This window comes from Enterobacter sp. JH25 (genome assembly GCF_021725435.1).
Taxonomy (GTDB): Bacteria; Pseudomonadota; Gammaproteobacteria; order Enterobacterales; family Enterobacteriaceae; genus Enterobacter; species Enterobacter intestinihominis.
Genome location: NZ_CP091319.1, coordinates 1,987,543 through 2,011,087 on the forward strand (window position 1 = coordinate 1,987,543; position 23,545 = coordinate 2,011,087).

Annotated in this window: 25 protein-coding genes; 8 read left to right on the forward strand and 17 right to left on the reverse strand. The window is 54.8% G+C overall.

Features of this window, described 5'->3' with window-relative positions; all coding sequences use genetic code 11:
- Positions 1-63 precede the first annotated feature (63 nt).
- Positions 64-1,317, reverse strand: a complete 1,254-nt coding sequence (locus L2Y28_RS09500; RefSeq protein WP_022647964.1) for an MFS transporter — start codon at positions 1,315-1,317, stop codon at positions 64-66.
- Between the two features lie 121 nt (positions 1,318-1,438).
- Between L2Y28_RS09500 and L2Y28_RS09505 the strand changes: the two genes are divergently transcribed.
- From L2Y28_RS09505 to bioD, 3 genes are all read left to right on the forward strand, one after another.
- Positions 1,439-2,344 (forward strand): LysR family transcriptional regulator, encoded by a 906-nt coding sequence (locus L2Y28_RS09505; RefSeq protein WP_022647965.1) that lies wholly within the window; start codon positions 1,439-1,441, stop codon positions 2,342-2,344.
- Between the two features lie 121 nt (positions 2,345-2,465).
- Positions 2,466-3,686, forward strand: a complete 1,221-nt coding sequence (gene mlc, locus L2Y28_RS09510; protein ID WP_022647966.1) for a sugar metabolism global transcriptional regulator Mlc — start codon at positions 2,466-2,468, stop codon at positions 3,684-3,686.
- A gap of 131 nt (positions 3,687-3,817) precedes the next feature.
- Complete coding sequence (bioD, locus tag L2Y28_RS09515; RefSeq protein ID WP_015570628.1) at positions 3,818-4,513, forward strand: dethiobiotin synthase; 696 nt, start codon at positions 3,818-3,820, stop codon at positions 4,511-4,513.
- On the opposite strand, the gene clcB is transcribed toward bioD, so the two are convergent.
- The 7 genes from clcB to L2Y28_RS09550 all read right to left on the reverse strand — a co-directional run bounded on the left by clcB (position 4,448) and on the right by L2Y28_RS09550 (position 11,727).
- A complete protein-coding gene (clcB, locus tag L2Y28_RS09520) occupies positions 4,448-5,758 on the reverse strand; it encodes a voltage-gated ClC-type chloride channel ClcB (RefSeq protein WP_023330136.1) in 1,311 nt (436 codons plus the stop codon). The genes bioD and clcB overlap by 66 nt on opposite strands.
- Positions 5,759-5,862: 104 nt before the next feature.
- Positions 5,863-7,011, reverse strand: coding sequence for an osmoprotectant ABC transporter ATP-binding protein OsmV (osmV, locus tag L2Y28_RS09525; RefSeq protein ID WP_022647969.1), 1,149 nt, complete (start codon positions 7,009-7,011; stop codon positions 5,863-5,865).
- Entirely contained in the window at positions 7,011-7,658 is a 648-nt protein-coding gene (osmW, locus tag L2Y28_RS09530) for an osmoprotectant ABC transporter permease OsmW (RefSeq protein ID WP_022647970.1), read from the reverse strand. Before osmW ends, osmV begins: the two co-directional genes overlap by 1 nt.
- 8 nt (positions 7,659-7,666) lie before the next feature.
- Positions 7,667-8,566 (reverse strand): osmoprotectant ABC transporter substrate-binding protein OsmX, encoded by a 900-nt coding sequence (gene osmX / locus L2Y28_RS09535; RefSeq protein ID WP_017694085.1) that lies wholly within the window; start codon positions 8,564-8,566, stop codon positions 7,667-7,669.
- Positions 8,567-8,584: 18 nt separating this feature from the next.
- Positions 8,585-9,295, reverse strand: a complete 711-nt coding sequence (osmY, locus tag L2Y28_RS09540) for an osmoprotectant ABC transporter permease OsmY (RefSeq protein ID WP_022647971.1) — start codon at positions 9,293-9,295, stop codon at positions 8,585-8,587.
- A 261-nt stretch (positions 9,296-9,556) separates the two neighbouring features.
- Complete coding sequence (locus tag L2Y28_RS09545; protein ID WP_022647972.1) at positions 9,557-10,300, reverse strand: YoaK family protein; 744 nt, start codon at positions 10,298-10,300, stop codon at positions 9,557-9,559.
- A 299-nt stretch (positions 10,301-10,599) separates the two neighbouring features.
- Positions 10,600-11,727, reverse strand: a complete 1,128-nt coding sequence (locus L2Y28_RS09550) for an alpha/beta hydrolase (protein ID WP_071785205.1) — start codon at positions 11,725-11,727, stop codon at positions 10,600-10,602.
- Between the two features lie 114 nt (positions 11,728-11,841).
- Between L2Y28_RS09550 and L2Y28_RS09555 the strand changes: the two genes are divergently transcribed.
- Both L2Y28_RS09555 and catA read left to right on the forward strand, forming a co-directional pair.
- Complete coding sequence (locus L2Y28_RS09555; protein ID WP_023330137.1) at positions 11,842-12,726, forward strand: LysR family transcriptional regulator; 885 nt, start codon at positions 11,842-11,844, stop codon at positions 12,724-12,726.
- Positions 12,727-12,812: 86 nt separating this feature from the next.
- Complete coding sequence (gene catA / locus L2Y28_RS09560) at positions 12,813-13,472, forward strand: type A chloramphenicol O-acetyltransferase (protein ID WP_022647975.1); 660 nt, start codon at positions 12,813-12,815, stop codon at positions 13,470-13,472.
- A gap of 56 nt (positions 13,473-13,528) precedes the next feature.
- Here catA and L2Y28_RS09565 read toward each other — a convergent pair whose 3' ends face one another.
- From L2Y28_RS09565 to L2Y28_RS09595, 7 genes are all read right to left on the reverse strand, one after another.
- Positions 13,529-13,840: a YebG family protein gene (locus tag L2Y28_RS09565; RefSeq protein WP_022647976.1), complete on the reverse strand. Its 312-nt coding sequence runs from the start codon at positions 13,838-13,840 to the stop codon at positions 13,529-13,531.
- Between the two features lie 108 nt (positions 13,841-13,948).
- Positions 13,949-14,563 (reverse strand): Tat proofreading chaperone DmsD, encoded by a 615-nt coding sequence (gene dmsD, locus L2Y28_RS09570; protein WP_022647977.1) that lies wholly within the window; start codon positions 14,561-14,563, stop codon positions 13,949-13,951.
- A gap of 45 nt (positions 14,564-14,608) precedes the next feature.
- Positions 14,609-15,463: a dimethyl sulfoxide reductase anchor subunit family protein gene (locus L2Y28_RS09575; RefSeq protein ID WP_022647978.1), complete on the reverse strand. Its 855-nt coding sequence runs from the start codon at positions 15,461-15,463 to the stop codon at positions 14,609-14,611.
- 1 nt (position 15,464) lies between these two features.
- Positions 15,465-16,082 (reverse strand): DMSO/selenate family reductase complex B subunit, encoded by a 618-nt coding sequence (locus L2Y28_RS09580; RefSeq protein WP_022647979.1) that lies wholly within the window; start codon positions 16,080-16,082, stop codon positions 15,465-15,467.
- 10 nt (positions 16,083-16,092) lie between these two features.
- Positions 16,093-18,522 carry a selenate/tellurate reductase subunit YnfE gene (ynfE, locus tag L2Y28_RS09585; RefSeq protein WP_022647980.1) on the reverse strand — a complete coding sequence of 810 codons (2,430 nt, stop codon included), beginning with the start codon at positions 18,520-18,522 and terminating at the stop codon, positions 16,093-16,095.
- 130 nt (positions 18,523-18,652) lie between these two features.
- Positions 18,653-18,958 (reverse strand): DUF1161 domain-containing protein, encoded by a 306-nt coding sequence (locus tag L2Y28_RS09590; RefSeq protein ID WP_006808860.1) that lies wholly within the window; start codon positions 18,956-18,958, stop codon positions 18,653-18,655.
- Between the two features lie 102 nt (positions 18,959-19,060).
- Positions 19,061-19,915 (reverse strand): beta-1,4-mannosyl-glycoprotein beta-1,4-N-acetylglucosaminyltransferase, encoded by an 855-nt coding sequence (locus tag L2Y28_RS09595; RefSeq protein ID WP_022647981.1) that lies wholly within the window; start codon positions 19,913-19,915, stop codon positions 19,061-19,063.
- A 192-nt stretch (positions 19,916-20,107) separates the two neighbouring features.
- Here L2Y28_RS09595 and L2Y28_RS09600 point away from each other — a divergent pair, with 192 nt between their 5' ends.
- On the forward strand, positions 20,108-20,818 hold the full coding sequence (locus L2Y28_RS09600; protein ID WP_022647982.1) for a YnfC family lipoprotein: 711 nt from the start codon (positions 20,108-20,110) through the stop codon (positions 20,816-20,818).
- A 17-nt stretch (positions 20,819-20,835) separates the two neighbouring features.
- On the opposite strand, the gene speG is transcribed toward L2Y28_RS09600, so the two are convergent.
- Positions 20,836-21,396 carry a spermidine N1-acetyltransferase gene (speG, locus tag L2Y28_RS09605; protein ID WP_022647983.1) on the reverse strand — a complete coding sequence of 187 codons (561 nt, stop codon included), beginning with the start codon at positions 21,394-21,396 and terminating at the stop codon, positions 20,836-20,838.
- Positions 21,396-21,734, reverse strand: a complete 339-nt coding sequence (locus tag L2Y28_RS09610; RefSeq protein WP_022647984.1) for a DUF1283 family protein — start codon at positions 21,732-21,734, stop codon at positions 21,396-21,398. The genes speG and L2Y28_RS09610 overlap by 1 nt, the downstream gene beginning before the upstream one ends.
- A 150-nt stretch (positions 21,735-21,884) precedes the next feature.
- Here L2Y28_RS09610 and L2Y28_RS09615 point away from each other — a divergent pair, with 150 nt between their 5' ends.
- Both L2Y28_RS09615 and manD read left to right on the forward strand, forming a co-directional pair.
- Positions 21,885-22,211, forward strand: coding sequence for a YnfA family protein (locus tag L2Y28_RS09615; RefSeq protein WP_022647985.1), 327 nt, complete (start codon positions 21,885-21,887; stop codon positions 22,209-22,211).
- Positions 22,212-22,322: 111 nt separating this feature from the next.
- Positions 22,323-23,537: a D-mannonate dehydratase ManD gene (gene manD, locus L2Y28_RS09620; RefSeq protein ID WP_236919585.1), complete on the forward strand. Its 1,215-nt coding sequence runs from the start codon at positions 22,323-22,325 to the stop codon at positions 23,535-23,537.
- Positions 23,538-23,545 lie beyond the last annotated feature (8 nt).

A 23,545-nucleotide genomic window follows, 5' to 3' on the forward strand; every position in this document is an offset into this window, starting at 1 on the left:
GTCTGAATCAGCCGATGACAAAAATTAGCATCGGCTCGATTTAAACACGAAGAGGGCTGAATGTTAATGCAGTCGTTTATGCAGGCTCGCGCCCACCAGCAGTGCCGCGCACAGCATCAGCGCGATAAATCCGCCCACGCCGTTCCAGCCGTAGTTATGCCAGAACACCCCGCCGAGCGTACCGGCTATGCTGGAACCAAGATAGTAACTGAACAGATACAGTGACGAAGCCTGACCTTTAGCGCGGCGCGCGCGTGGGCCAATCCAGCTGCTGGCAACGGAATGCGCGGCAAAGAATCCCGCAGAGAAGAGCAGCATTCCGGCAAAAATCAGCCACAGGGAAGAGACAAGCGTCATCAGCAGCCCGAACAGCATCACGGCTGTGGACACCAGCATCACCGGACCACGGCCGAAGCGCGCAGTCATGGCGCCCGCTTTTGGCGAACTCCACGTCCCGGTGAGATACGCCACAGAGAGCAAACCCACCAATGCCTGGCTAAGATGCCACGGTGAAAGCATCAGCCGGTAGCCAATATAGTTAAACAGCGTGACAAATGACCCCATCAGCAGGAATCCCATCAGAAATAGTCGCGGCAAACCTTTGTCGCGCCAGTGCAGACGGAAGTTGATAAACAGTGTTTTCGGACGCAGGGAAGTCGGGCGGAAATGGCGCGATTCCGGCAGGATTTTCCAGAACATCAGCGCCGAAGCGAGGGCGAAGCAGCCGATTACGGCCAGCGCAATGCGCCAGTTAAAGAAATCGGTAAACACACCGCTGAGCAGGCGTCCGCTCATCCCGCCGATAGAGTTCCCGCTAATGTACAGCCCCATGGAGAAGGCCACGAAACTCGGGTGGATCTCCTCGCTGAGATAGGTCATCCCGACCGCCGCCACGCCGCTGAGGGATAACCCAATCAGCGCGCGCATGACCAGAATGCCGTGCCAGCTGGTCATCATGGTGGACAGCAAGGTACACACGGAGGCCAGCATTAACGCCGTTACCATGACCTGCTTACGCCCGATGGCATCTGAAAGTGGCCCGGTGAACAGCAGACCGATCGCCAGCATCCCGGTTGAAATGGAGAGCGAAATACTGCTGCTGGCTGGCGACACGCCAAATTCATGCGACAGGACCGGCAGGATCGGCTGAACGCAGTAGAGCAGGGCGAAAGTGGCGAGACCCGCTGAGAAGAGCGCCAGCGTGACGCGCATAAACTGGGGGGTACCACGTTTTATAAACTGAACCGGCTGCGGTACTGCGGGTAAATCATCAATGTCGCTGGCCGGCGCGATATCAACGGTCGTTGTACGGCTCACACATAATCCTTGCTTAAACTTCCCCGTGGTTTCTGGTGACGGGTATGACCACAAGATTAGGGTAGGAAAATGTAAATATTCTGTCTAATATATTAATAATCTCAAATGATACTTTAAAAATATGAATATCGAGCTGCGCCATCTGCGCTATTTTGTCGCCGTCGCCGAAGAGCTCCATTTTGGTCGTGCTGCGGCAAGGCTGAATATCTCCCAGCCACCGCTGAGCCAACAGATCCAGATCCTTGAGCAGCAGGTTGGGGCGCGTCTGCTGGCGCGAACCAACCGCAGCGTGAGCCTGACGGCGGCGGGAAAACAGTTTCTCGCCGATAGCCGACAGATCCTGAGTATGGTGGTGGACGCCGCCGCCAGAGCGGAACGGCTTCATCTCGGGGAGACGGGAGAGCTGCGCATCGGGTTTACCTCGTCGGCCCCCTTCATCAGCGCTGTTTCACAAACGCTATCCTCGTTTCGCAGTAACTTTCCGGATGTGCATATTCAGACGCGCGAAATAAATACCCGGGAGCAAATATCGCCGCTTAATGAAGGATCGCTCGACCTGGGGCTAATGCGTAACACGCAGTTGCCTGATACCCTGGCGTGGCAGGTGATCCTCCGCGAACCGCTGATGGCGATGATCCCCCGGGATCACCCGCTCGCCGCGCAGCATAGCGTCACGCTGGCTGAACTGGCGAAAGAACCCTTTGTCTTTTTTGACCCACAGGTGGGTACCGGATTGTATGACGATATTCTTGGTCTGATGCGGCGATATGGCCTTGTCCCGACTATCGCGCAGGAAGTGGGGGAAGCCATGACGATCATTGGTCTCGTTGCCGCAGGACTTGGCGTGTCGATTCTTCCGGCCTCGTTTAAACGGGTACAACTGCCGGAAATGCGCTGGGTGAATATTGCCGAGCAGGATGCGGTCTCGGAGATGTGGCTGGTGTGGTCTAAACATCATGAACAGAGCCATGCGGCACAGCGTTTCAAAGAACAATTAATTACCGCTTCTCACGGGCGTTATTTATAGGGAAAAGCGGGCGAAAATGTGCAGTAAATCACATGGCTAAGTAAAAATTTGACGTCAGCCATTGAAGTGCTTCACCATAGCCCTCAGTTTATTTCGAAGCTCGAAAATAAGGGAGTACGAGGTGGTTGCTGATAGTCAGCCAGGGCATATCGATCAGATCAAGCAGACCAACGCGGGCGCCGTTTATCGCCTGATTGATCAGCTGGGTCCGGTTTCGCGTATCGATCTTTCGCGCCTGGCACAACTGGCACCCGCCAGTATTACCAAGATTGTCCGCGAAATGCTGGAAGCCCATCTGGTTCAGGAGACAGAAATTCAGGAGCCGGGAAGCCGTGGCCGTCCGGCGGTAGGGCTGGTGGTGGAAACGGAAGCCTGGCACTACCTGTCGCTGCGAATTAGCCGCGGGGAAATCTTCCTCGCGCTGCGCGACCTCAGCAGCAAGCTGGTGGTGGAAGACCGGCTGGAACTCCCGCTCGATGCAGAGCAACCACTCCTCGATGCCATTCTGACCCACATCGACCAGTTCTTTATTCGTCACCAGCAGCGCCTTGAACGTTTAACGGCGATTGCGATCACCCTGCCGGGAATTATTGATACCGAAAATGGCATTGTGCACCGCATGCCGTTTTATGAAAACGTCAAAGAGATGCCGCTGGGCGACGTGCTGGAAAACCACACCGGTGTGCCGGTCTACATTCAGCATGATATCAGCGCCTGGACGATGGCTGAGGCGTTATTTGGCGCTTCCCGGGGCGCGCGCGACGTAATTCAGGTGGTGATTGATCATAACGTTGGCGCAGGTGTGATCACCGACGGGCGTCTGTTGCATGCTGGCAGCAGTAGCCTGGTGGAGATTGGCCATACGCAGGTCGATCCGTACGGAAAACGCTGCTACTGCGGTAATCATGGTTGTCTGGAGACGATTGCCAGCGTCGAAAGCGTGCTGGAGCTGGCGCAGGTGCGGCTCAGCCAGTCAATGAGCTCCACGCTGCACGGTCAACCGTTGAGCGTCGAGGCATTGTGCACTGCGGCAAGGCAGGGCGATCTGCTGGCGAAGGACATCATTACCGGCGTGGGCAATAATGTCGGGCGCATTCTGGCCATTATGGTGAACCTGTTTAACCCGCAAAAAATACTGATCGGCTCCCCGCTCAGCCAGGCGGCGGATATCCTCTTTCCGGCAATTTCCGCCTGCATCAACCAGCAGGCGCTTCCCGCGTACAGTAAAAACATCGTGGTCGAAAGTACGCAATTTTCCAACCAGGGTACGATGGCTGGCGCCGCGCTGGTAAAAGATGCGATGTACAACGGCTCGTTACTGATTCGTTTGCTTCAGGGCTAACTCTTTTCCATAGATGTACGAAAAATTGCGCTATCTCAAGCCGGGTAGCGCACGCTTCCCGTAGACTTTCCCCACTGAATTATTTACCTGGTTTATATTTTTTGAAGCATACCCAAGAGGTGGAATGAGTCATGCTTAAGCGTTTCTTTATTACTGGTACGGATACGTCTGTCGGGAAGACCGTCGTATCCCGCGCGTTACTTCAGGCCCTGGCGGCAAGCGGTAAACGCGTTGCAGGATACAAGCCGGTAGCAAAAGGCAGTAAAGAGACGCCAGAAGGGCTGCGCAATAAGGACGCCCTGGTTCTGCAAAGCGTCTCGTCTCTGGAACTGCCTTATGATGCCGTCAATCCCATCGCGTTAAGCGAAGAGGAAAGCAGCGTCGCTCACAGTGGGCTTATCAACTACAGTCTGCTCTCTGACGGCCTGGCAAATCTGAGTGAAAAGGTTGACCACGTTGTCGTTGAAGGGACCGGTGGCTGGCGCAGCCTGATGAACGATTTACGTCCCCTTTCCGAGTGGGTGGTGCAGGAGCAGCTGCCGGTGATTATGGTCGTGGGCATTCAGGAAGGGTGCATCAACCATGCCTTGCTGACGGCGCAGGCTATCGCTAATGACGGCCTGCCACTGATTGGTTGGGTGGCGAACCGTATTAACCCGGGCCTTGCGCACTACGCAGAAATCATCGACGTGCTGAGCAAAAAGCTGCCTGGCCCGTTGGTAGGCGAACTGCCTTATCTGCCCCGCGCCGAGCAGCGCGAATTAGCGCACTATATCGATCTCTCGGCTTTCGGCGGTATGCTGGCCGTAGATCGAGTCGTGGCGTAGCGTTCTCGACAATACCGACGCCACAACACAGGCAACCAGCAAACCGGGAAGTAAAAAATACTGCCCGGTCATCTCACATACCATCAAGGCCGACATGATTGGCGCATGCGTTGTGGCGGCGAGCAGCGTCGCCATACCCGCCAGCCCAAGCAGGATCGCCGTCTCAGAGCCAGGAAACCACAGCGCAAAGATCTGCGCAAACAGCATTCCCGTTGCCATACCAACGAACAAGGTTGGCGTAAACACGCCTCCCGGTGCGCCGGACCCGCTGCTTGCCAGCACCGCCAGGAGCTTGCAGATAAAGACGCCGGCAATTACCGACAGCAGCGGCGGCGACTGCAAAAACGCCTGAACCACGCTGTAGCCATTCCCCCATACCTTCGGCGTCAGCAGCGACAGCAGCCCGACGATCAGCCCCCCCAGTGCCAGCTGCCACGGCGGTGAAAGTTTGAGACGCAGAAACAGAGAATGGCTGAAAGCCATTAGCCACATCAAAAGCGGGCCGCACAGCCCAGCCAGCAGACCCACGCCAACGATCAGGAAATAATCCACCGCCGTAAGCATCTCGCTGAGATGGACATCATAAAGTGTATTCGCGCCGGGACTTAACAGGCGCGTGGTCAGCAGAGCCACCACAGCGGCAATCATCACCGGGCCGAGGGAGGCCAGCATAAGTGTGCCAAACAGGATCTCTGCGATAAACAGGCTGCCCGCCAGCGGCGCATGATAGGCGCTGGCCATCCCGGCGGCGGCACCGCAGGCGATCCACAGTTTCCATTCGGATTTCGGCGTACAACGTTGTGCAAAAAAGGAGGCAGCGAGGGCGGCAAGCAGGATCATGGCGCCTTCCCGGCCGATGGCGCTGCCGCTGGCGACCACCAGCAACGAGGCGAGGGATTTCACCAGGCTGGCGCCGTAATCAAACTGGCCATCACCCGTCTCCAGCGCCTCCATATAATCGGTCGGGGCGTGGGGACGTTGTGCCGTCATGCGCTGCCATCCCCACAGCAGCACTCCCGCGGCCAGACCACCCAGCGCAGGCGTCAGCGCCCGCCGCCAGGGCGATAACGCGGCAGCGGCGTTCACCAGGCTTCCGCTTTCGTTGCTGAGAAACAACCACTCCAGCAGATACATGCTGTGGCGGAACACCGCAACGGCCAGCGCTGCCAGCACGCCGGTGACGGTAGCAATCAGGAGACGGCGAAACATCGCGCGGATGTCGGGGTATGCGTGAAGACGTTGCATGAAGTCGTGATTAACGGGGACGATACGATATTGTGGCGGGAAAACGTGAGGTTAGCAAAAGGTATGCGTGCGGAAAAAGGCCGGGCAGTACCCGGCCTGAATGCTTAACTCTCGCTATGAATATTCAATGCCCGGCGCGTACGCCCGGAACTCAAATACTCCGCAATATAATCCTGGGATATCTCGCCGTTATAGCGTCCGTCCTCGTCCACAATCGGCATCCAGCTGGTGTTGCTCTCATACAGGCGAGAAAGCACCACGCGCAGGTTATCCTCGGCCTTACCTGTCATGCGGAACGGATGCAGAATATCACCGCAGCTGCCGCTGGCATTACGCGCTTCGCGGCGCTTCACAAAGCCCAGCGGTTTGCCGAGATCATCAACCACGGTAATGGCGCGAATATCGTTGTCATCCATGGTGGCGAAGGCCTCTGGCAGCGGCGTCGATTCGCGTACCGTAATCGTCGGCTGCTGGTCGGTGACGTCGCCCGCGGATACCAGCAGCAGGCGTTTCAACGTCCGGTCCTGACCAACAAACGAGCCGACAAACTCATTGGCGGGTTTCGCCAGCAGCTCGTCCGGGCTGGCGCACTGAACGATACGTCCCTGACGGAAGACGGCAATACGGTCGCCCAGCTTCAGCGCTTCGTCAATATCGTGGCTCACCAGCATCACGGTCTTTTTCAGCTTGCGCTGCATCTCCAGGAACTGGTTCTGGATCACCTCACGGTTAATCGGGTCGACCGCGCCGAACGGTTCATCCATCAGCAGGACCGGAGGATCCGCTGCCAGCGCGCGGATGACGCCGATACGCTGCTGCTGACCGCCGGACATTTCGCGCGGATAGCGGTGAAGGAATTTATGTGGATCCATTGCCACCATATCCATCAGCTCCTCGGCACGGGATTTACAGCGCGCTTTGTCCCAGCCCAGCATGCGCGGCACGACGGTAATGTTCTCTTCGATAGTCATGTTCGGGAACAGGCCAATCTGCTGGATCACGTAGCCAATGTTGCGGCGCAGGGTCACGGTGTCCATCCCGCTGGTGTCTTCGCCGTTAATCAGGATCGTCCCGCTGCTTGGCGTAATGAGACGGTTAATCATCTTCAGGGTAGTGGTTTTCCCGCAGCCGGACGGGCCGAGCAGGACGCACATTTCCCCTTCAGGCACGTTCAGGTTGACGTTGTCGACGGCCTTAAACGTCTGGCCGTGCTTCTGTGAAAATTGTTTGGTGAGGTTTTCCAGTTTTATCATTATCGAATCCCCTTCGGAGTCAGTACCACCTGCAAACGGTGCAGCAACCAGTCGAGCACAATCGCTAAAAGACAAATCATCAGCGCGCCCGCAATTAACATACGAATATCACTCCCGCCAATACCGTTAAGCAGCAGCAGGCCCAGACCGCCCGCGCCAATCACGGCAGCAATCGCCATGACGCCGATGTTCATCACCACGGCGGTGCGTATGCCGCCAAAAATGACCGGCAGCGCCATCGGGATCTCCACCCAGCGCAGACGCTGCCAGAAGGTCATGCCGATGCCGCGTCCCGCTTCGCGCAGGCCGGGTGGCAGGCTGTCGAGCGCCGTGTGGGTGTTGCGCACAATCGGCAGCAGTGAATAGAGGAACACCGCCGTAATCGCGGGCAGGGCGCCAATGCCCTGACCGATCAGCGAAAAGAGCGGGATCATCAGGCCGAAAAGCGCAATTGACGGGATGGTGAGCACAATGGTGGCAATCCCCAGCACCGGCGTTGCCAGCCATTTATGGCGGACAATTAAAATACCCAGCGGCACGCCAATAACAATCGCCAGGCCCACGGCGAGTGCCACCAGCCAGAGGTGTTGCAGCGTCAGGGTTAAGAGATAGTCCCAGTTGTCGAGAATATAGTGAATCGTCTCCATAGCGCCTCCTACAGCAACTGTTTGCTACGCAGGAAATCACGGGCGACCTGCTGCGGTGACTGATGGTCGATATCCACCTTCTTATTCAGTTCGGTGATAACGTCGTTGTTGAGCTGGGCTGAGAGGGTGTTCAGCGCCTCCTCCAGCCCCGGGTTAGCCTCCAGCGTGTCTTTTCGAACAACTGGCGTCACGGCGTAACTCGGGAAGAAGCCTTTATCGTCTTCCAGCACTTTAAGATCGAAGCCCTTCACGCGCCCGTCGGTGGTGTAGATCAGCCCGGCATCGACAAACCCGTCGCGCACCGCGTTATAGACCAGCCCCGGATCCATCTGGCGGATCTGCGGGCGGTCCAGCTCCATGTTGTAGGCCGCCTGCAACGGTTTCATCCCGTCGCTACGCCCGGCAAATTCCAGGTCAAGGCCCAGCAGCCAGTTGTTATCCGGATCGGTTTTACGGATCTGCTCAATCTTTGCCACCATCTCAGACATGGTATTGATATGTTCAGCCTCGGCGCGCTTGCGCTGCATGGCAAAGGCATAGGTATTGTTCATATCGGCAGGTTTAAGCCACACCAGACCGTGCTTTGCGTCGAGGCGTTTCACCGTCTCGTATGACTCCTGCGGCGACATGCGTTTGTTGATATGGTTGAAGATGATCAGCGACGTGCCGGTGTACTCCCAGGTCATATCAATCTGCTTGTTAATCATCGCGTTACGGGAAATCACCGTCGCAATATTAGTCTGCGGCTGCACCTGAAATCCTTTCTTTTGCAGATACTGTACGGTCATGGCCGAGAGAATGTGCTGCTCGGTAAAGCTCTTTGTTGCCAGGATCAGCGGCGCGGCGAGCGCCTGGCTGGTGAAGAGCGCGGCGGCGCACAGCGCCGTCAGGCCGGAAAACAGTCTCATAGAAGCTCCTTGTTATAATTATCGCGCGAGATGCGGGCTCAGTAGTCGACCCAGTGCCGCCAGCAGCGTATCCAGAATCAGGGCGAACAGGGCGGTGGCCGCCGCGCCCAGGATCAGCGTCGGGAAGTCATTCAGATAGATCCCCGGGAAAATCAGCTCGCCGTAGCTGCTGGCGCCAATCAGGAATGCCAGCGGTGCGGTACCGACGTTAATCGCAGTGGCAATGCGAATACCGGAAAGCATCACCGGCCAGGCGTTAGGAATTTCGACCTGATGCAGGCGCTGCCATTTGGTCATGCCGATGCCGTTTGCCGCTTCCAGCAACGACGCGGGAACAGAGCACAGCCCGGCATAGGTGTTACGCACAATTGGCAGCAAAGAAGCGAGAAAGAGGGCGATAATGGCCGGTTTATCACCGATGCCAATCACCACCATCGCCAGCGCCAGAACGGCCAGCGGCGGCAGGGTGTTGCCCACGTTAAAGATTTGCATCACGTATTCGGCGATACCCCGTGCCGCTGGACGGCTCAGCAGAATACCGCTTGGAATGCCCACCAGCAGGGCAAAGAACATTGATGAAAAGACCAGAATCAGGTGTTGTTGACCGAGGTAGAGCAGGTCAACCTGGCGCGCCTTAATTGTCTCCAGTCCAATTCCCCAGGTGAGGAGAGCGAGGACCACGATAATCGCGCCGACAAAAAGCAGCGAACGTTTAAGTAATGGGTGCATTGCGGTGTGTCTCCCTGTGCGCATGCGTTATAGCAACCACCTGTTGCGGTTGCCTGTTGTTATGCCATGTTTCGGCAGGGGTACTTCACCTATAGCAAGCGAAACGGAAGGGTTCCAGCAAAGGGGGTAAAACAGTAACCCTATGAAATTAGTGACAACCTGAGTTAAGCCTTATGGCGTAAGGGCTGTCAGTGGGAAGGCAGAATAGTCTTAAAGAAGCACGCCTCAAGTGACAACGTCACTTGAGGCGTGCTGATCACCCTATCGACTAAGCGCGGCGCGTACCTTTCGAACGCGCCACGAGATACGAACGATTGAAAAGGCAGCGATAAACACCAGCATCAGGCCCAGTGCCAGCATCGCGTGGAATCCAAACTCTCTGAAGAGGATCAGCCCCGCAATCCCGCCGGTAATAAACGAGAAAAGGGTGGTTAAATGGGTTTTGAGCTGGCTCTTTTGCGCGGCCGTGTCTTTGGAATAATCCCGGCGCAGCATGGCGACCATGACGGAGGCCAGCGAAATGCCGGCATCGGTCAGCGTACCGGTAATGTGCGTGGATCTCACCCGACCGCCGGAAAGCTGAGTTGAGGTGGAGTTATGAATTCCCATCAAACCGCACAGGAAAAGAATAATCTCTTTATTCGTGGCGAAGGAGTGAAAATACATTTCATAAAGGGATACCCCGGCAAGTAATAGCCCTTCAACAAATAAAACCTGGCTGAATATCAGCCTGACGTTATGGATAATTCCCCAGATAACAATAATCCGCGCAACAATGGCGCCAGTGACAAACGACAGAATAATGGCGCCAAAAAAAAGAATATCACTGAGATCGGTGGAGGAAACTTCGCTGGATAACTGCGATGTATTACCCGTCATATGAGAGGGGAAAAAGCCGAACGCGCCCAGCGCAATGGCATTCAGCAGTCCCGCGGAGGTCGCCAGCCAGAGTGCAAGACGACGATCCTCCAGATGCGTTCGTTCTTTCTTTAATTTAATCAGCAAAGAATACCTCCAGTTTGAGCTTTGCCTGACTTCTCAAGCTAACAAAGCGATGTCGCCGACTGACCAGGATATTGCTTAATTATTATTTCAACGGGAGGTATTCGAGGTTTTGTAATTAAATAAAATAACCCTGTTAATATAATGCCTTATTGCTGATACCACGAGCAGACTGACGGGCAAAAATACCGTCCCAGTGTGCATGCTCGCTGTAGCGGGATGGGATTTGATTCAGTGTAGACATAGGTGTCATTCACGACGATGAGAAGAGATGCCCCCGTGATTTCCGGGGGCTTAGAGTGTTATTTCAGACTGGTTTTGAAGAACTGCTCAAACTGCGCGAACGGGATTTTTCCTTCGACGTTATCATAGAGATCAACATGGTTTGCACCGGGAACAATCACCAGCTCTTTCTCTTTGCTGCCGACGGCCTTGAACGCATCCTCCGCAAAATAACGAGAGTGTGCGTTTTCACCGGTCACAATCAGCGTTGGGATAGTGATCTCCCCGGCATAGCTCAGCAGCGGCATATTCATAAAGGATAACGGCATGGTCGCAGTCCACGCGCCGGTGGAGTTTACGGAACGGGCATGGAAACCGCGCGGCATACGGTAGTAATCATAGAACTCTTTCAGTACCGGATGCGGATCGGTGGGCAGTGCTTCCGGCAGAATGCGCTCGGCCGCCGTCACCTTGCCATTCTCATCGACATTAATATCGTGGCCGCCATGGGCGAAAGTGCCGCTTTCAGCATCTTTCCAGCGCTGCGCGTTCAGATACTGCAATACGGCCCGACGATCGGCCGCTGAATAGCGATCTTTCCCGTTGCCCACGCCGTGACCCATCGCGCGGCTCATATCGTACATTACGCTGGTGGCGACCGCCTTCACGCGGGTATCCATGGATGCCGCGTTCAGCGCCATACCGCCCCAGCCGCAGATACCAAGAATGCCGATACGGTTACGGTCGACTTCTTTCTGTAACCCCAGGAAATCCACAGCGGCGCTAAAGTCTTCGGTGTTGATGTCAGGGGAGGCAACGTTACGCGGCTGGCCGCCACTTTCCCCCGTGTAGGATGGGTCGAAGGCCAGGGCCACGAACCCCTGCTCAGCCAGAGTCTGGGCGTACAGACCGCTGGATTGTTCTTTAACCGCGCCGAACGGCCCACTGACAGCTATCGCCGCCAGTTTATGGTCGCCGTTGTTCCTGGGAATGTACAGATCGCCCACCAGGGTGATCCCGTACCGGTTCTGGAACGTCACTTTGCGGTGGTTGACTTTATTGCTCTCGGCGAAGGTTTTATCCCAGGTTGTCACCATCGAAACGGGGGCGTTAGGATTTAGCGTTTCTGCATAACTCATTGTTGTCACTCCACTTAATGATGCGCATAACAGCAGCGCAACGGACAGTTTTTGGGTGAATGTTTTCATAAGAGGTACCGTGTGTTGTTGTAATGAGGCCATTATAGTTAGCAGAAATAGTGCTGATTAGAGGCCTGAAGCTGCTAGGATTAATATCATTTTGTTATGAATTGACGAGGCATGATGGCGAAGCGGGAAAACTATAATGAGCTGTATCTCTTTATCCAGGTGGTGCGGGAGGGAAGCTTTACGGCAGCCGCACAGCGGCTCGGGCTGGCGCAATCCGGCATCAGCCGATCGGTTCGCGAGCTGGAAGAGCGGCTGGGCGTTCAGCTTCTGGTGCGTACTACGCGCAAGCTGTCGCTGACACACGCCGGGGAACAGCTTTACCAGACCGCCGGTTCCGCCTTTGATGCGCTTGATACCGGGTTGACCAGACTGGCGCATTACCGCCAGACGCCGTCCGGCACGGTGCGCATTAATGCCAGCCAGCACGCCATCGAGAAATGTCTTCTGCCAAAGCTCGCTATCTTCAAACAGCGTTACCCGGATATCCGTCTGGAATTGATGAATGAGAGCCGGTTCGTGGATATCATTGCGGAGCGATTCGACGCGGGCGTCCGGCTGGGACCGGAGGTGGGACAAGGAATGATTGCGGTGCGCATCACGCCCGATATGGAGATGGCTGTGGTTGCCGCCCCGGCGCATTTTCGGCGCTATGGTTTCCCGCAGACGCCCGCCGATCTGGATGCTCATCCCTGCATTGCCTACCAGTTTGCAGACGGTAACCACTATCAATGGGAGCTTGTTCAGGACGGGAAACGAGTTACGCACCGGCCTGAGGGGCAATGGGCCTTTTCCGACAGCTACATGGAGGCCGAAGCGGCCCGGCTGGAACTCGGGCTGGCCTATGTCCCGGTTGAGCTGGTGTCTGACGATCTGGAGCGTGGCACGCTTATACGCGTCTTACAGCGCTACAGCCTGCGGATGGAAGGGCTTTACCTCTATTTTCCGCACCGCAACGTGTCCCCGGCGCTGAGAGCGGTTATTGATACGTTGAAAATTTAAGGCAGCCTCTGCTCGACGGTCTATACAGCTCCTGGGTTTGTGGTACGCTACTATTTTATATAGCGCTGCTTAATTAAGGCAAAGAAATGACAAAAATAACGCCAGAATATACGGCTGTAGACTTATCGAGTTGGGCAAGGAAAGAACATTTTGAAGTCTTTCAGAGCTTTGCTCAATGCACGATTAACCAAACGGTTCAGCTGGATATCACTGCGCTGCTGAAGCATATCAAACAGGTTGGCTGGAAATTTTATCCTTCGATTATTTCCCTTATTTCGACAGTCGTTAACCGCCATTCTGAGTTCCGTATGGCTATGAAGAATAATGAGCTTGTAATATGGAATGAGGTGCATCCCAGCTATACCCTTTTCCATAAAGAGACGGAGACGTTTTCATCATTATGGAGTCACTTCGACGGGAATATTCATCACTTTCAGAACGTTTATGCAGAAGACGTTTCTCTCTATGGTGATAATCTTGCCTACTGGCCCAAAGAAGAGTACCGGGAAAATATATTCTTCATATCGGATATTCCGTGGGTCAGTTTTACCAGTTTTAATATCAACGTGGCTAACATGCAGAACTTTTTTGCGCCCATGTTCACGTTTGGAAAATACTTTAACCAGGATGGAAAAGTCTTGTTGCCTTTCGCCGTTCAGGTTCATCATTCTGTCTGTGATGGTTTCCATGTGGCCAGACTAATCAACGAGTTGCAAGAGTTGTGTGATAATTTACCGCACTATTAAGCCGCGAGCCGTTTCCGGCCCGCGGCAGCAGGACAGGTGATGAGTCGTTCTGACGATCAGGCGGCTTTGACGGCCCGGATTTTTTTGCTGCTATCCGCCTCTGGCGCTGTTTTATCCGTTGCAGCATTGAGCTCGGGAAGCTTGCTGGTACGCAGGATATGCTGCACGGACTCTTTCTGCTCGGCAAGATACAGACCAAGGTTTTCCGCCTGCGTTTCATCCATCTGCATTCCGCTTTGCAGCAGCCAGTCGGTGAACGCTTCTGCCATGTCGAGCAGTTTGTCGTGAGCGTCAGCCTCTTTCTTACTGGCAAAAGTCATTTTCTCTTCACCTTTTCTTACGACCACGAATTTTGTTTCAACAGCCATTTTGCACCTCCAGTACTGTAATTATATACAGTATAGCAGTTCCGGATCTGCGTTGCAGCAAAAATGTCCGAACCTGGCTTACACAACGGATGTACAAGCCAGGAGCTGTTATCGGTACAGCGTTTTTTCTGCAATCGGGATCAGCAAAGTGGACTGCCATTCTGCCAGCGTCAGCTGGGCAAGTTTACCCAGCGCCGTGTAGAACGGATGGGCCGCGTTTTCAACGAATACGCTAAGGAAACGCGTGCTCCACGGCAGCAGATGCCAGGCCATAAGCTGGTCGCGTTCTGTGTCGCGACCGTTCTCGGCAAGCCATGCCGCCAGCATCAGCAACGTTCCGAAGTGATCTTCCGGCTCATTCTGCTGCATCTCAAAGGCGATATGGTTTTCACGCATCCACTGGCGCAATGCAAGGGTCGAATCGCCAAACAGCACGGACTCGCGATCGAGCCAGACGGAGCCCCACGGGGGGGCGGGCAGGGCATACGGGCCAATAAACAGACGCTGCCAGGCGTCTTTCAACGCTTCGTCCGACGGGTTCTTAAACATACTGGCCACGGGCTGCAGGCTTTCCTGCGCCAGCGGCCAGTCCTGCATCCAGTCACCTGCGGTCAGGGCACTCACCAGCGGTGCGGTCTGCTCGCTGTCAGGGGCAAAATAAAACAGCGCGCCCAGTACCCGGGCGCTGAACGCGAACGATTCGCGGTGTGAGACGTCATTCATTACAACTTTCCTTATTTGTGCGCGGGGGTAGCCCGCGCACCTGTGTTAACCTGCAATTGCTAACCCAGCGGTCATATGCAAACCATAAAATAGCCCACGGCCAATCATTTCACCCACAGCCACCAGCACGAAACCTGCAAACAGGCCGAGCGTTTTCGGTTCCTGACGACGAATAAGTGGACAGATCCAGCAGCCTAAACCCGCCGCCAGCAGCGCGATGCGCCATACCTGAAGCGAACCATAATCCGGCAGCAGGGCGTTAGCCTGCTGGATAGAACTCTGGATCGTCCCCAGCGTATTGCTTTGCAACACGACGACCGCCACGCAGGCGATGAGTGCCAGTACGCTGACAGACGCGGCAAGGGTACCTTTGTATGTCACGTTTGCGACCCGCAGAAGCAGCGCGGCCAGCATCGGGCCAGTAAGAGCCATCGTCAGGAAGAAGGCCAACGTGGTGTAGCCCGTATACCAGGTCGGAACGGTATCGATCTGATAGACCCGGGTCATCGCCCAGACAAAAACGACACCCAGGAGCTGGCTGACAACCAGCCAGATTTTGCCCAGAGCTGGGGGCATTTTACCGATAACCGACACCAGCCACCAGAAACCGCCCACGGCAAAGAAGATCGAACCCGCCGCGATCTCATTACTCAGCGCTGACGCTCCCACGCGGTTAAGCGAGTTGAAGGCGCGCAGCGGGGAGCCAAGATGCAGTACCGAGGCCATAAACCCAATACCCATTACCAGCCAGAGAAAAAACAGGCTGCGCACGATGCGTATTCTGGCCTTGTCATCACCTTCATTCAGCCAGGCGAAGCCCATCACGATTAATGCGCCAGCCACGCACTGCCCGAAAACGGTGAAGATCACCAGCGGCCATTCATGCCATCCACTTCCCATCTCACACCTCCTTCGGGTTTGCCAGGTAGCCGGTGGTGTCACCCGTCGGACGGCTGTTGGCGTTAGGTTTAATCACAATACTCGGCTTCGTGAAGTGCGCAGACGGCAGCGGCGCGACCGCAGCAAGCTGGCCGTGTTTTTTGCGCAGCTCTTCAATCGGGCCAAAGTCCAGCGCGCGCAGCGGGCAGGACTCGACGCAGATGGGCTTTTTGCCGTCCGCCACGCGGCTGTGGCAGCCGTCGCACTTGGTCATGTGGCCTTTAGCCGCGTTATACTGCGGCGCGCCGTACGGGCAGGCCATGTGGCAGTAGCGACAGCCGATGCAGACATCCTCGTTCACCACCACAAAACCGTCGTCGCGCTTGTGCATTGCCCCGCTCGGGCAGACCTTGGTGCAGGCCGGATCTTCGCAGTGGTTGCAGGCAATCGACAGGTAATAGGCGAAGACGTTCTGATGCCAGACGCCGTTATCCTCCTGCCAGTCGCCGCCCGCGTATTCATAAATACGACGGAAGCTGACGTCCGGGGTCAGGTCTTTATAATCCTTGCAGGCCAGCTCGCAGGTTTTACACCCGGTGCAGCGGCTGGAATCAATAAAAAATCCATACTGGGTTGTCATCGGTTAATCCTTATGCCTTCTCGATCTGCACCAGGTTCGTGTGCTGCGGATTGCCTTTCGCCAGCGGTGACGGGCGGTGTGTGGTCAGGGTATTGATGCAGGAGCCGTGATCGACACGATCGCCGTTCATGTTGGCGTCATGCCAGGCGCCCTGGCCCATCGCGCTCACACCAGGCATGATGCGCGGGGTGACTTTGGCGGCAATGCGCACTTCGCCGCGATCGTTAAACACGCGCACCGTGTCACCGTTTTTAATGCCGCGCTTCTCGGCGTCTACAGGGTTAAGCCACACCTCCTGGCGACAGGCGGCCTGGAGCACATCCACGTTGCCGTAGCTGGAGTGGGTACGGGCTTTAAAGTGGAAACCGAACAGTTGCAGCGGGAATTTGCTGCGCTCGGGCGCGTCCCAGCCTTCAAAGGTTGAGGTATAGACTGGCAGCGGGGTGATGGTTTCGTCTTTTTGCAGTTCCCAGGTTGCCGCAATATCCGCCAGCTTGCTGGAGTAGATCTCGATTTTCCCCGACGGGGTTTTCAGCGGATTGGCATCCGGATCGTCACGGAATTTTTTATAGGCCACAAAATGTCCATTTGGATCTTTGCGCTTATAAATACCCATTTTTTTCAGCGCGTCGTAGGACGGCAGCAGCGGATCTTTGGCAACCATTTTGGCGTAAAGGTAGCGCAGCCACTGCTCCTGCGTACGGCCTTCGGTGAATTTCTGATAGACATCCGGTCCGAGACGTTTCGCTACTTCGCTCATGATCCAGTAGATGGGTTTGCGCTCAAACTTCGGGGCGGTTACCGGCTGGAGGAAAATCAGGTATCCCATGTTGCCGGCGTAATCGTTGGGGATGATATCTTCCTGCTCAACGGTCATCAGGTCCGGCAGGACAATATCGGCATACTTCGCGGACGAGGTCATGAAGTTGTCGATAACGACGATCGTTTCGCACTTACTCTCATCCTGCAAAATGTCGTGAGTTTTGTTGATATCAGAGTGCTGGTTGATGATGGTATTACCCGCATAGTTCCAGATGAATTTGATCGGCACATCCAGCTTATCCTTACCGCGTACGCCGTCGCGCAGGGCGGTCATCTCCGGTCCACGCACGATGGCATCCGTCCAGCTGAAGCAGGAGATTTGCGTTTTCACAGGATTTTCCGGCAGCGGCATACGTTCGATGGTGATGGTGTAGGTCGATTCGCGCGCGCCGCTGTTGCCGCCGTTAATGCCGACGTTGCCGGTCAGGATCGGCAGCATGGCGATGGCGCGGGATGTCTGCTCGCCGTTGGCCTGACGCTGCGGGCCCCAACCCTGGCAAATGTAGGCCGGTTTTGCCGAACCGATTTCACGGGCCAGCTTAATAATGCGATCGGCAGGAATGCCTGTAATGCGCGACGCCCACTCCGGAGTTTTCGCGGTTTTGTCATCACCCTGGCCGAGAATATAGGCTTTGTAATGACCATTAGCAGGTGCGCCTTCCGGCAGGGTTTTTTCGTCATAACCTACGCAGTATTTATCGAGGAAGGGCTGATCGACGAGGTTTTCATTAATCAGCACCCACGCAATACCTGCCACCAGTGCGGCATCGGTGCCCGGACGAATCGGGATCCACTCGTCTTCGCGGCCTGCGGCGGTGTCGGTGTAGCGCGGATCGATAACGATCATCCGTGCGTTAGACCGTTCACGTGCCTGTTCAAGGTAGTAAGTGATCCCGCCGCCGCTCATGCGCGTTTCTGCCGGATTATTGCCGAACATCACCACCAGTTTGGTGTTTTCGATATCTGATGTACTGTTGCCGTCGTTGCTGCCGTAGGTGTAGGGCATTGCGCAGGCGATCTGCGCGGTGCTGTAGTGGCTGAGGAAGCCGCCGTAGCAGTTCATCAGGCGTGCCACCAGCGAGGCGTAAGGGGAGGAGCGGGTGATATTGCCGCCGACAATTCCGGAGGAGTAGTTAATGTAGACCGCTTCGTTGCCGTATTTTTCGACCACGCTTTTCAGGCTCGCGGCGATGGTGTCCAGCGCTTCTTCCCAGGTGATACGTTCAAACTTGCCTTCTCCGCGTTTGCCCACGCGTTTCATCGGATAGTTCAGACGGTCTGGATGATTAATGCGACGGCGAATTGAACGGCCTCGCAGGCAGGCGCGAACCTGATGGTTGCCGTAAACATCCTCGCCGGTATTATCCGTTTCAACCCAATAGACTTCGTCATCGCGAACGTGCAGACGCAGCGCGCAGCGGCTACCGCAGTTTACCGAGCAGGCGCCCCAGACGACTTTATCTTCCGCTGGCTGAATAGCGGTCTGCACTGCGGCGGCGGCGCTTTTCAGACCAAAAGGCAATGCGATCCCACCGGCGGCAAGCGCCAGAGATCCTATGGCAGTAGATTTAACCAGAGTTCGACGGCTTATCCCGTCGTGATGTTCAACTTCGGACATAACTCACCCCATCATTGTTAATAATTATTTTCACCCGTGACTACAACCGGGCTAATGATGGGGGGAGTGTTACTTATTTAGAGGTATTAAATATTAATCCTCGTCAACTCAGGGGAATTGAGTGGGAAAATCATTGCGGCTCAGCGGGTGCATTCTCCTGCGTACCTGCACCGCTTACCGGGTAGTTTCCGCTACTGGTACGAGTGTACAAAATTTTGAAAGTATCGTTGGCGCAATGCCCAACGACCTGCGCATCCGGCTGGTCGGCCTGATCGTTCGGCACGATGTTCAGGGTAAAGCCAGACTCCGGTACGCCGTTGTTGATAATCTTCTGCTGAATGTCGCTTTTCACGCGCTCGCAGGAGTCCGGGGCCGCAAGAATAGCAGGTGAAGCACTCATTAACAGCAGGGCGGTAATCCAGGGTAACCGTTTCATCTGTAGCTCCTTTTCACTGTGTAGACTGTAAGCATAGCAGGGTTAGGGTAAGCTTTTGTTTTTGTGTCTCTCTTTCTGAATTGTCCTGGAGCCCCGCCTGCGTCATAAAATAAATTGCGAATAATGGTGCTGATTGTCTACCAGATAAGAAGGCAGGGTGCGTTTTGATACCTCTTGCCTGACCAGTTTTCGGTCTCGTCCCCAGATATCTTCGGCGTTGGTGATAACCTTCATAATATGTTCCGGGTTATTAAATTCCGGCAGATCGTATTCGGTATGAGAAATGGTAGACATTTTTTCGGAAATTCTTTCTGGGGTCATTACCCAGGAGAAATGCCAGCCGCCATCTTTCACAACCTTATTATTGATTTTTAGCCAGTTCCATTTAAACCATGACCAGTTTTTATCTTTGCGTGTCCGCTTCCAGTTTCTGAAAGATTCAGGCTCACCGTGGAAGAAATGCTTAAGGTTGTAATAGGACGTCGCGCGGGGCAAGGTACATTTTCTCGGCGTACCATCCATGTTGTGAACCTGAAGATTAAACTGATAGTTGAACACGTTTTGATGAATAGTCGTGCAGAGCGCGCGTGGATTAATGGCCCTGACCGTCTCGGGAGAGAAAATTTCATCAACGTCTGACACCAGAATCAGATCGTCGTCTGCCGCGTCTTTTAACCCATTCATAATGGAGTTGCGAAGCGCTGCTTCATTTGCCCAGGCATCAACCTGGTTATTGTCAGCACTGTTTAAAATAGGCTGCGCGTCAAAAGGCACGTAAATAATTTTGTCTCTGAATTTGGCAAACTTCGTAATATCGAAATGTAATTCTCGCGGTATGCCCGTAAAAGAGTGTGTTGCTTCTACAATGACAAAACGGTCAACGACATCAGCGAGCGTATGTAATCTGATGTCGAGCAACATATCTTCGTCATAGTACAAAAAACAGTCGTAAATCATGATGTTAACCTGAAAAGTTAAGAATCTAATTTTATAATAATGTGGAATCTTCCGCGCCCAAAGTAGCCACTTTGGCAGGTCTCGTCAATGCAAACGACGGATTTATACAGCGTAAAGAGTCAAATGAAGTGCTGTTATGTAAGTTGCTGTATTTGCTAATATGATTGTATCTCTCTCTGAACGGTAAATGATGTGAATAAATACGCAGCGATAACGCTACTGGCAACGGTACTGGTGGGATGTGACAACAACACCGCGCCGCTGTCATTTACGCCGGAGATGGCGAGCTTTTCGAACGAGTTTGACTTTGACCCTCTGTGCGGGCCGGTGAAAGATTTTACCCAGACGCTGTTGAACGATAAGGGTGAAGTCTCTAAACGCGTGACCGGAACGATGTCGTCGGAGGGGTGTTTCGATACCCTTGAACTGCACGATCTGGAGGCTAACACGGGCGTTGCGCTGGTGCTGGATGCTAACTACTACGTCGATGCGGAAACCCAGCAGCAGAAGGTGAAGTTGCAGGGAAAATGTCAGCTGGCGGAACTGCCGTCTGCCGGCCTGACATGGGACACCGACGATAACGGGTTTGTGGTTGCCGCGCACAGCAAAGAGATGGAAGTGAAGTACCAGTATGATACCGACGGCTACCCGCTCGGTAAAACCACGGTCTCCGGCGACCAGCGTTTATCGGTCAAATCGATGCCGTCGAAAGATCTGCGTAAGCGCATGGATTATACGGCGGTAAGCCTGTTGAACGATAAACCGATGGGCAATGTAAAGCAGAGTTGCGATTACGATCGCCACAACAACCCGGTGAGCTGCGAGCTGGTTATCGTCGATGACAGCGTTAAACCTGCCATTGAGCGCAAGTACACCATCAAAAACAGCATTGAATATTATTAAGAATAAAACCGCGCAGGTTACTGCGCGGTGGGTTTAAGCAGGTTGGCGGAGGAAGATTTATGCCCGGCCAGATGCTGATGCTGGAAAATGCACATGCGGATGGTGTTACGGTATTCGCCATTAATAAAGAACTCATGGATCAGTTCACCTTCCACCATAAAGCCGAGCTTACGGTAGATATGAATCGCTTTTTCGTTCTCTTTATCGACGATGAGGTAAAGCTTGTAGAGATTCAGGACGTTAAACCCATAATCCATCGCCAGCTTTGCCGCCCGCGACGCAAGACCTTTCCCCTGGTGCTCCGGTGAAATAATGATCTGAAATTCCGCCCGACGGTGAACATGGTTGATCTCAACCAGTTCAACCAGCCCGGCTTTCTCACCTTCGCACTCCACCACAAACCGGCGTTCACTCTGATCGTGGATATGCTTATCGTAGAGATCGGACAGCTCGACGAAGGCCTCGTAAGGCTCTTCAAACCAGTAGCGCATCACGCTGGCATTGTTGTCGAGCTGGTGGACAAAGCGTAAATCTTCGCGCTCCAGCGGACGGAGCTTTACGTCACACGGCGTCGACATTACGGTGCTACCGTGCGGCCAGTGCGACGATCCAGACAGCGCAGGGTGTTAGGCTCCCAGTAAGCGTTGACGTTGGCACTTTGCTGGCATTTGTCGCGGGCATCAAACGCGACGTCTTCTTTATCCCACTCTTTTTCCACGCGCTTATTCACTTTCTGACGCAGGCTGCGGGTGTCATTCCATTGTTCTTTGTCCATGGCGGCGTTCTGGCGGCTTTGCGCGCTGTCACCAGACTCAATGATGAGTTTGCTGGTTTCGGCTGATGCCGTTGCGGTGAAGGCGAACGAGGACAGCGCCAGTGCGGCTGTCAGACAAAGGCGTTTGCTTAATGTAGTCATAGCGTTTCCTTTAAACGGGTGCAGACAATCGGATTACCCCGTTGGATTCTACACCAATCCGAAAGGGTGTCATACCCGCGCGGCAGGTATGGGAACGATGAGAGCATTATCGCGTATGATGTCTAAATCAATCCTCACGAAACGAGAAAAATGTTCAAAACGACGCTGCTTTTTTTCGCGACCGCGCTGTGTGAAATCATCGGATGCTTTTTGCCGTGGCTCTGGCTAAAGCGGGGCGCTTCCGCGCTGCTGCTGATCCCGGCGGGTGTGTCCCTGGTCCTTTTTGTCTGGCTGCTCACCCTGCATCCGGCCGCCAGCGGGAGGGTATATGCGGCCTACGGCGGAGTGTACGTCTGTACCGCGCTGCTGTGGCTGCGCGTTGTCGATGGCGTCAGGCTAAGCCTGTATGACTGGGCAGGCGCGCTGATTGCCCTGTGCGGCATGTTGATCATCGTGGCCGGTTGGGGACGCGCATAAGCGTCCTTATAGTGTGATCGCCCGCTGATTTTACGATCATTATACTTGTATGGTAGTAGTGTAGTTGCGTAAATTTCCTGCATCACAACGAGCGATGTAAGGAAATGGATTATGAAGATTGTCGGGGCTGAAGTATTTGTCACCTGCCCGGGGCGTAACTTTGTCACCCTTAAAATTACGACCGATGAAGGCATTGTCGGCCTGGGTGATGCCACGCTGAACGGACGCGAACTTTCCGTTGCCTCTTACCTGAAAGATCACCTGTGCCCTCAGCTGATTGGCCGCGATGCGCACCGCATCGAAGATATCTGGCAGTTCTTCTATAAAGGCGCTTACTGGCGTCGTGGTCCGGTCACCATGTCAGCGATTTCTGCCGTGGATATGGCGCTATGGGACATTAAGGCGAAAGCCGCGAACATGCAGCTCTATCAGCTTCTGGGCGGGGCTTCCCGGGAAGGGGTGATGGTTTATTGTCACACCACCGGGCACACCATTGACGACGTGCTGGAAGATTATGCCCGTCATAAAGAGATGGGCTTCAAGGCAATTCGCGTGCAGTGCGGCGTGCCGGGAATGAAAACCACCTACGGCATGGCTAAAGGCAAAGGGCTGGCGTATGAGCCTGCGACCAAGGGCGCCTGGCCGGAAGAGCAGCTGTGGTCCACCGAGAAATACCTCGACTTCACGCCCAAACTGTTCGACGCAGTGCGCAGCCAGTTCGGTTTCAGTGAACATCTCCTTCACGACATGCACCACCGTCTGACGCCCATCGAAGCGGCGCGGTTCGGCAAAAGTATTGAAGAGTACCGCCTGTTCTGGATGGAAGATCCGACTCCCGCTGAAAACCAGGAGTGTTTCCGCCTGATCCGCCAGCACACCGTCACGCCCATTGCGGTGGGGGAAGTGTTCAACAGCATCTGGGACTGCAAGCAGCTGATTGAAGAGCAGCTCATTGACTATATTCGCGCCACCATAACCCATGCGGGCGGCATCACCGGGATGCGTCGCATTGCTGACTTTGCCTCACTCTACCAGGTGCGCACCGGCTCACACGGCCCGTCGGATCTGTCGCCGATTTGCCACGCCGCGGCACTGCATTTTGACCTGTGGGTACCGAACTTTGGCGTGCAGGAGTATATGGGGTATTCAGAGCAGATGCTGGAAGTGTTCCCGCACAGCTGGCGCTTCGATAACGGCTATATGCACCCGGGCGACAAGCCAGGGCTGGGCATTGAGTTTGATGAGAAGCTGGCAGCGAAATACCCGTACGAACCGGCCTGTCTGCCGGTGGCCCGTCTGGAAGACGGCACCCTCTGGAACTGGTAAACGAGGAG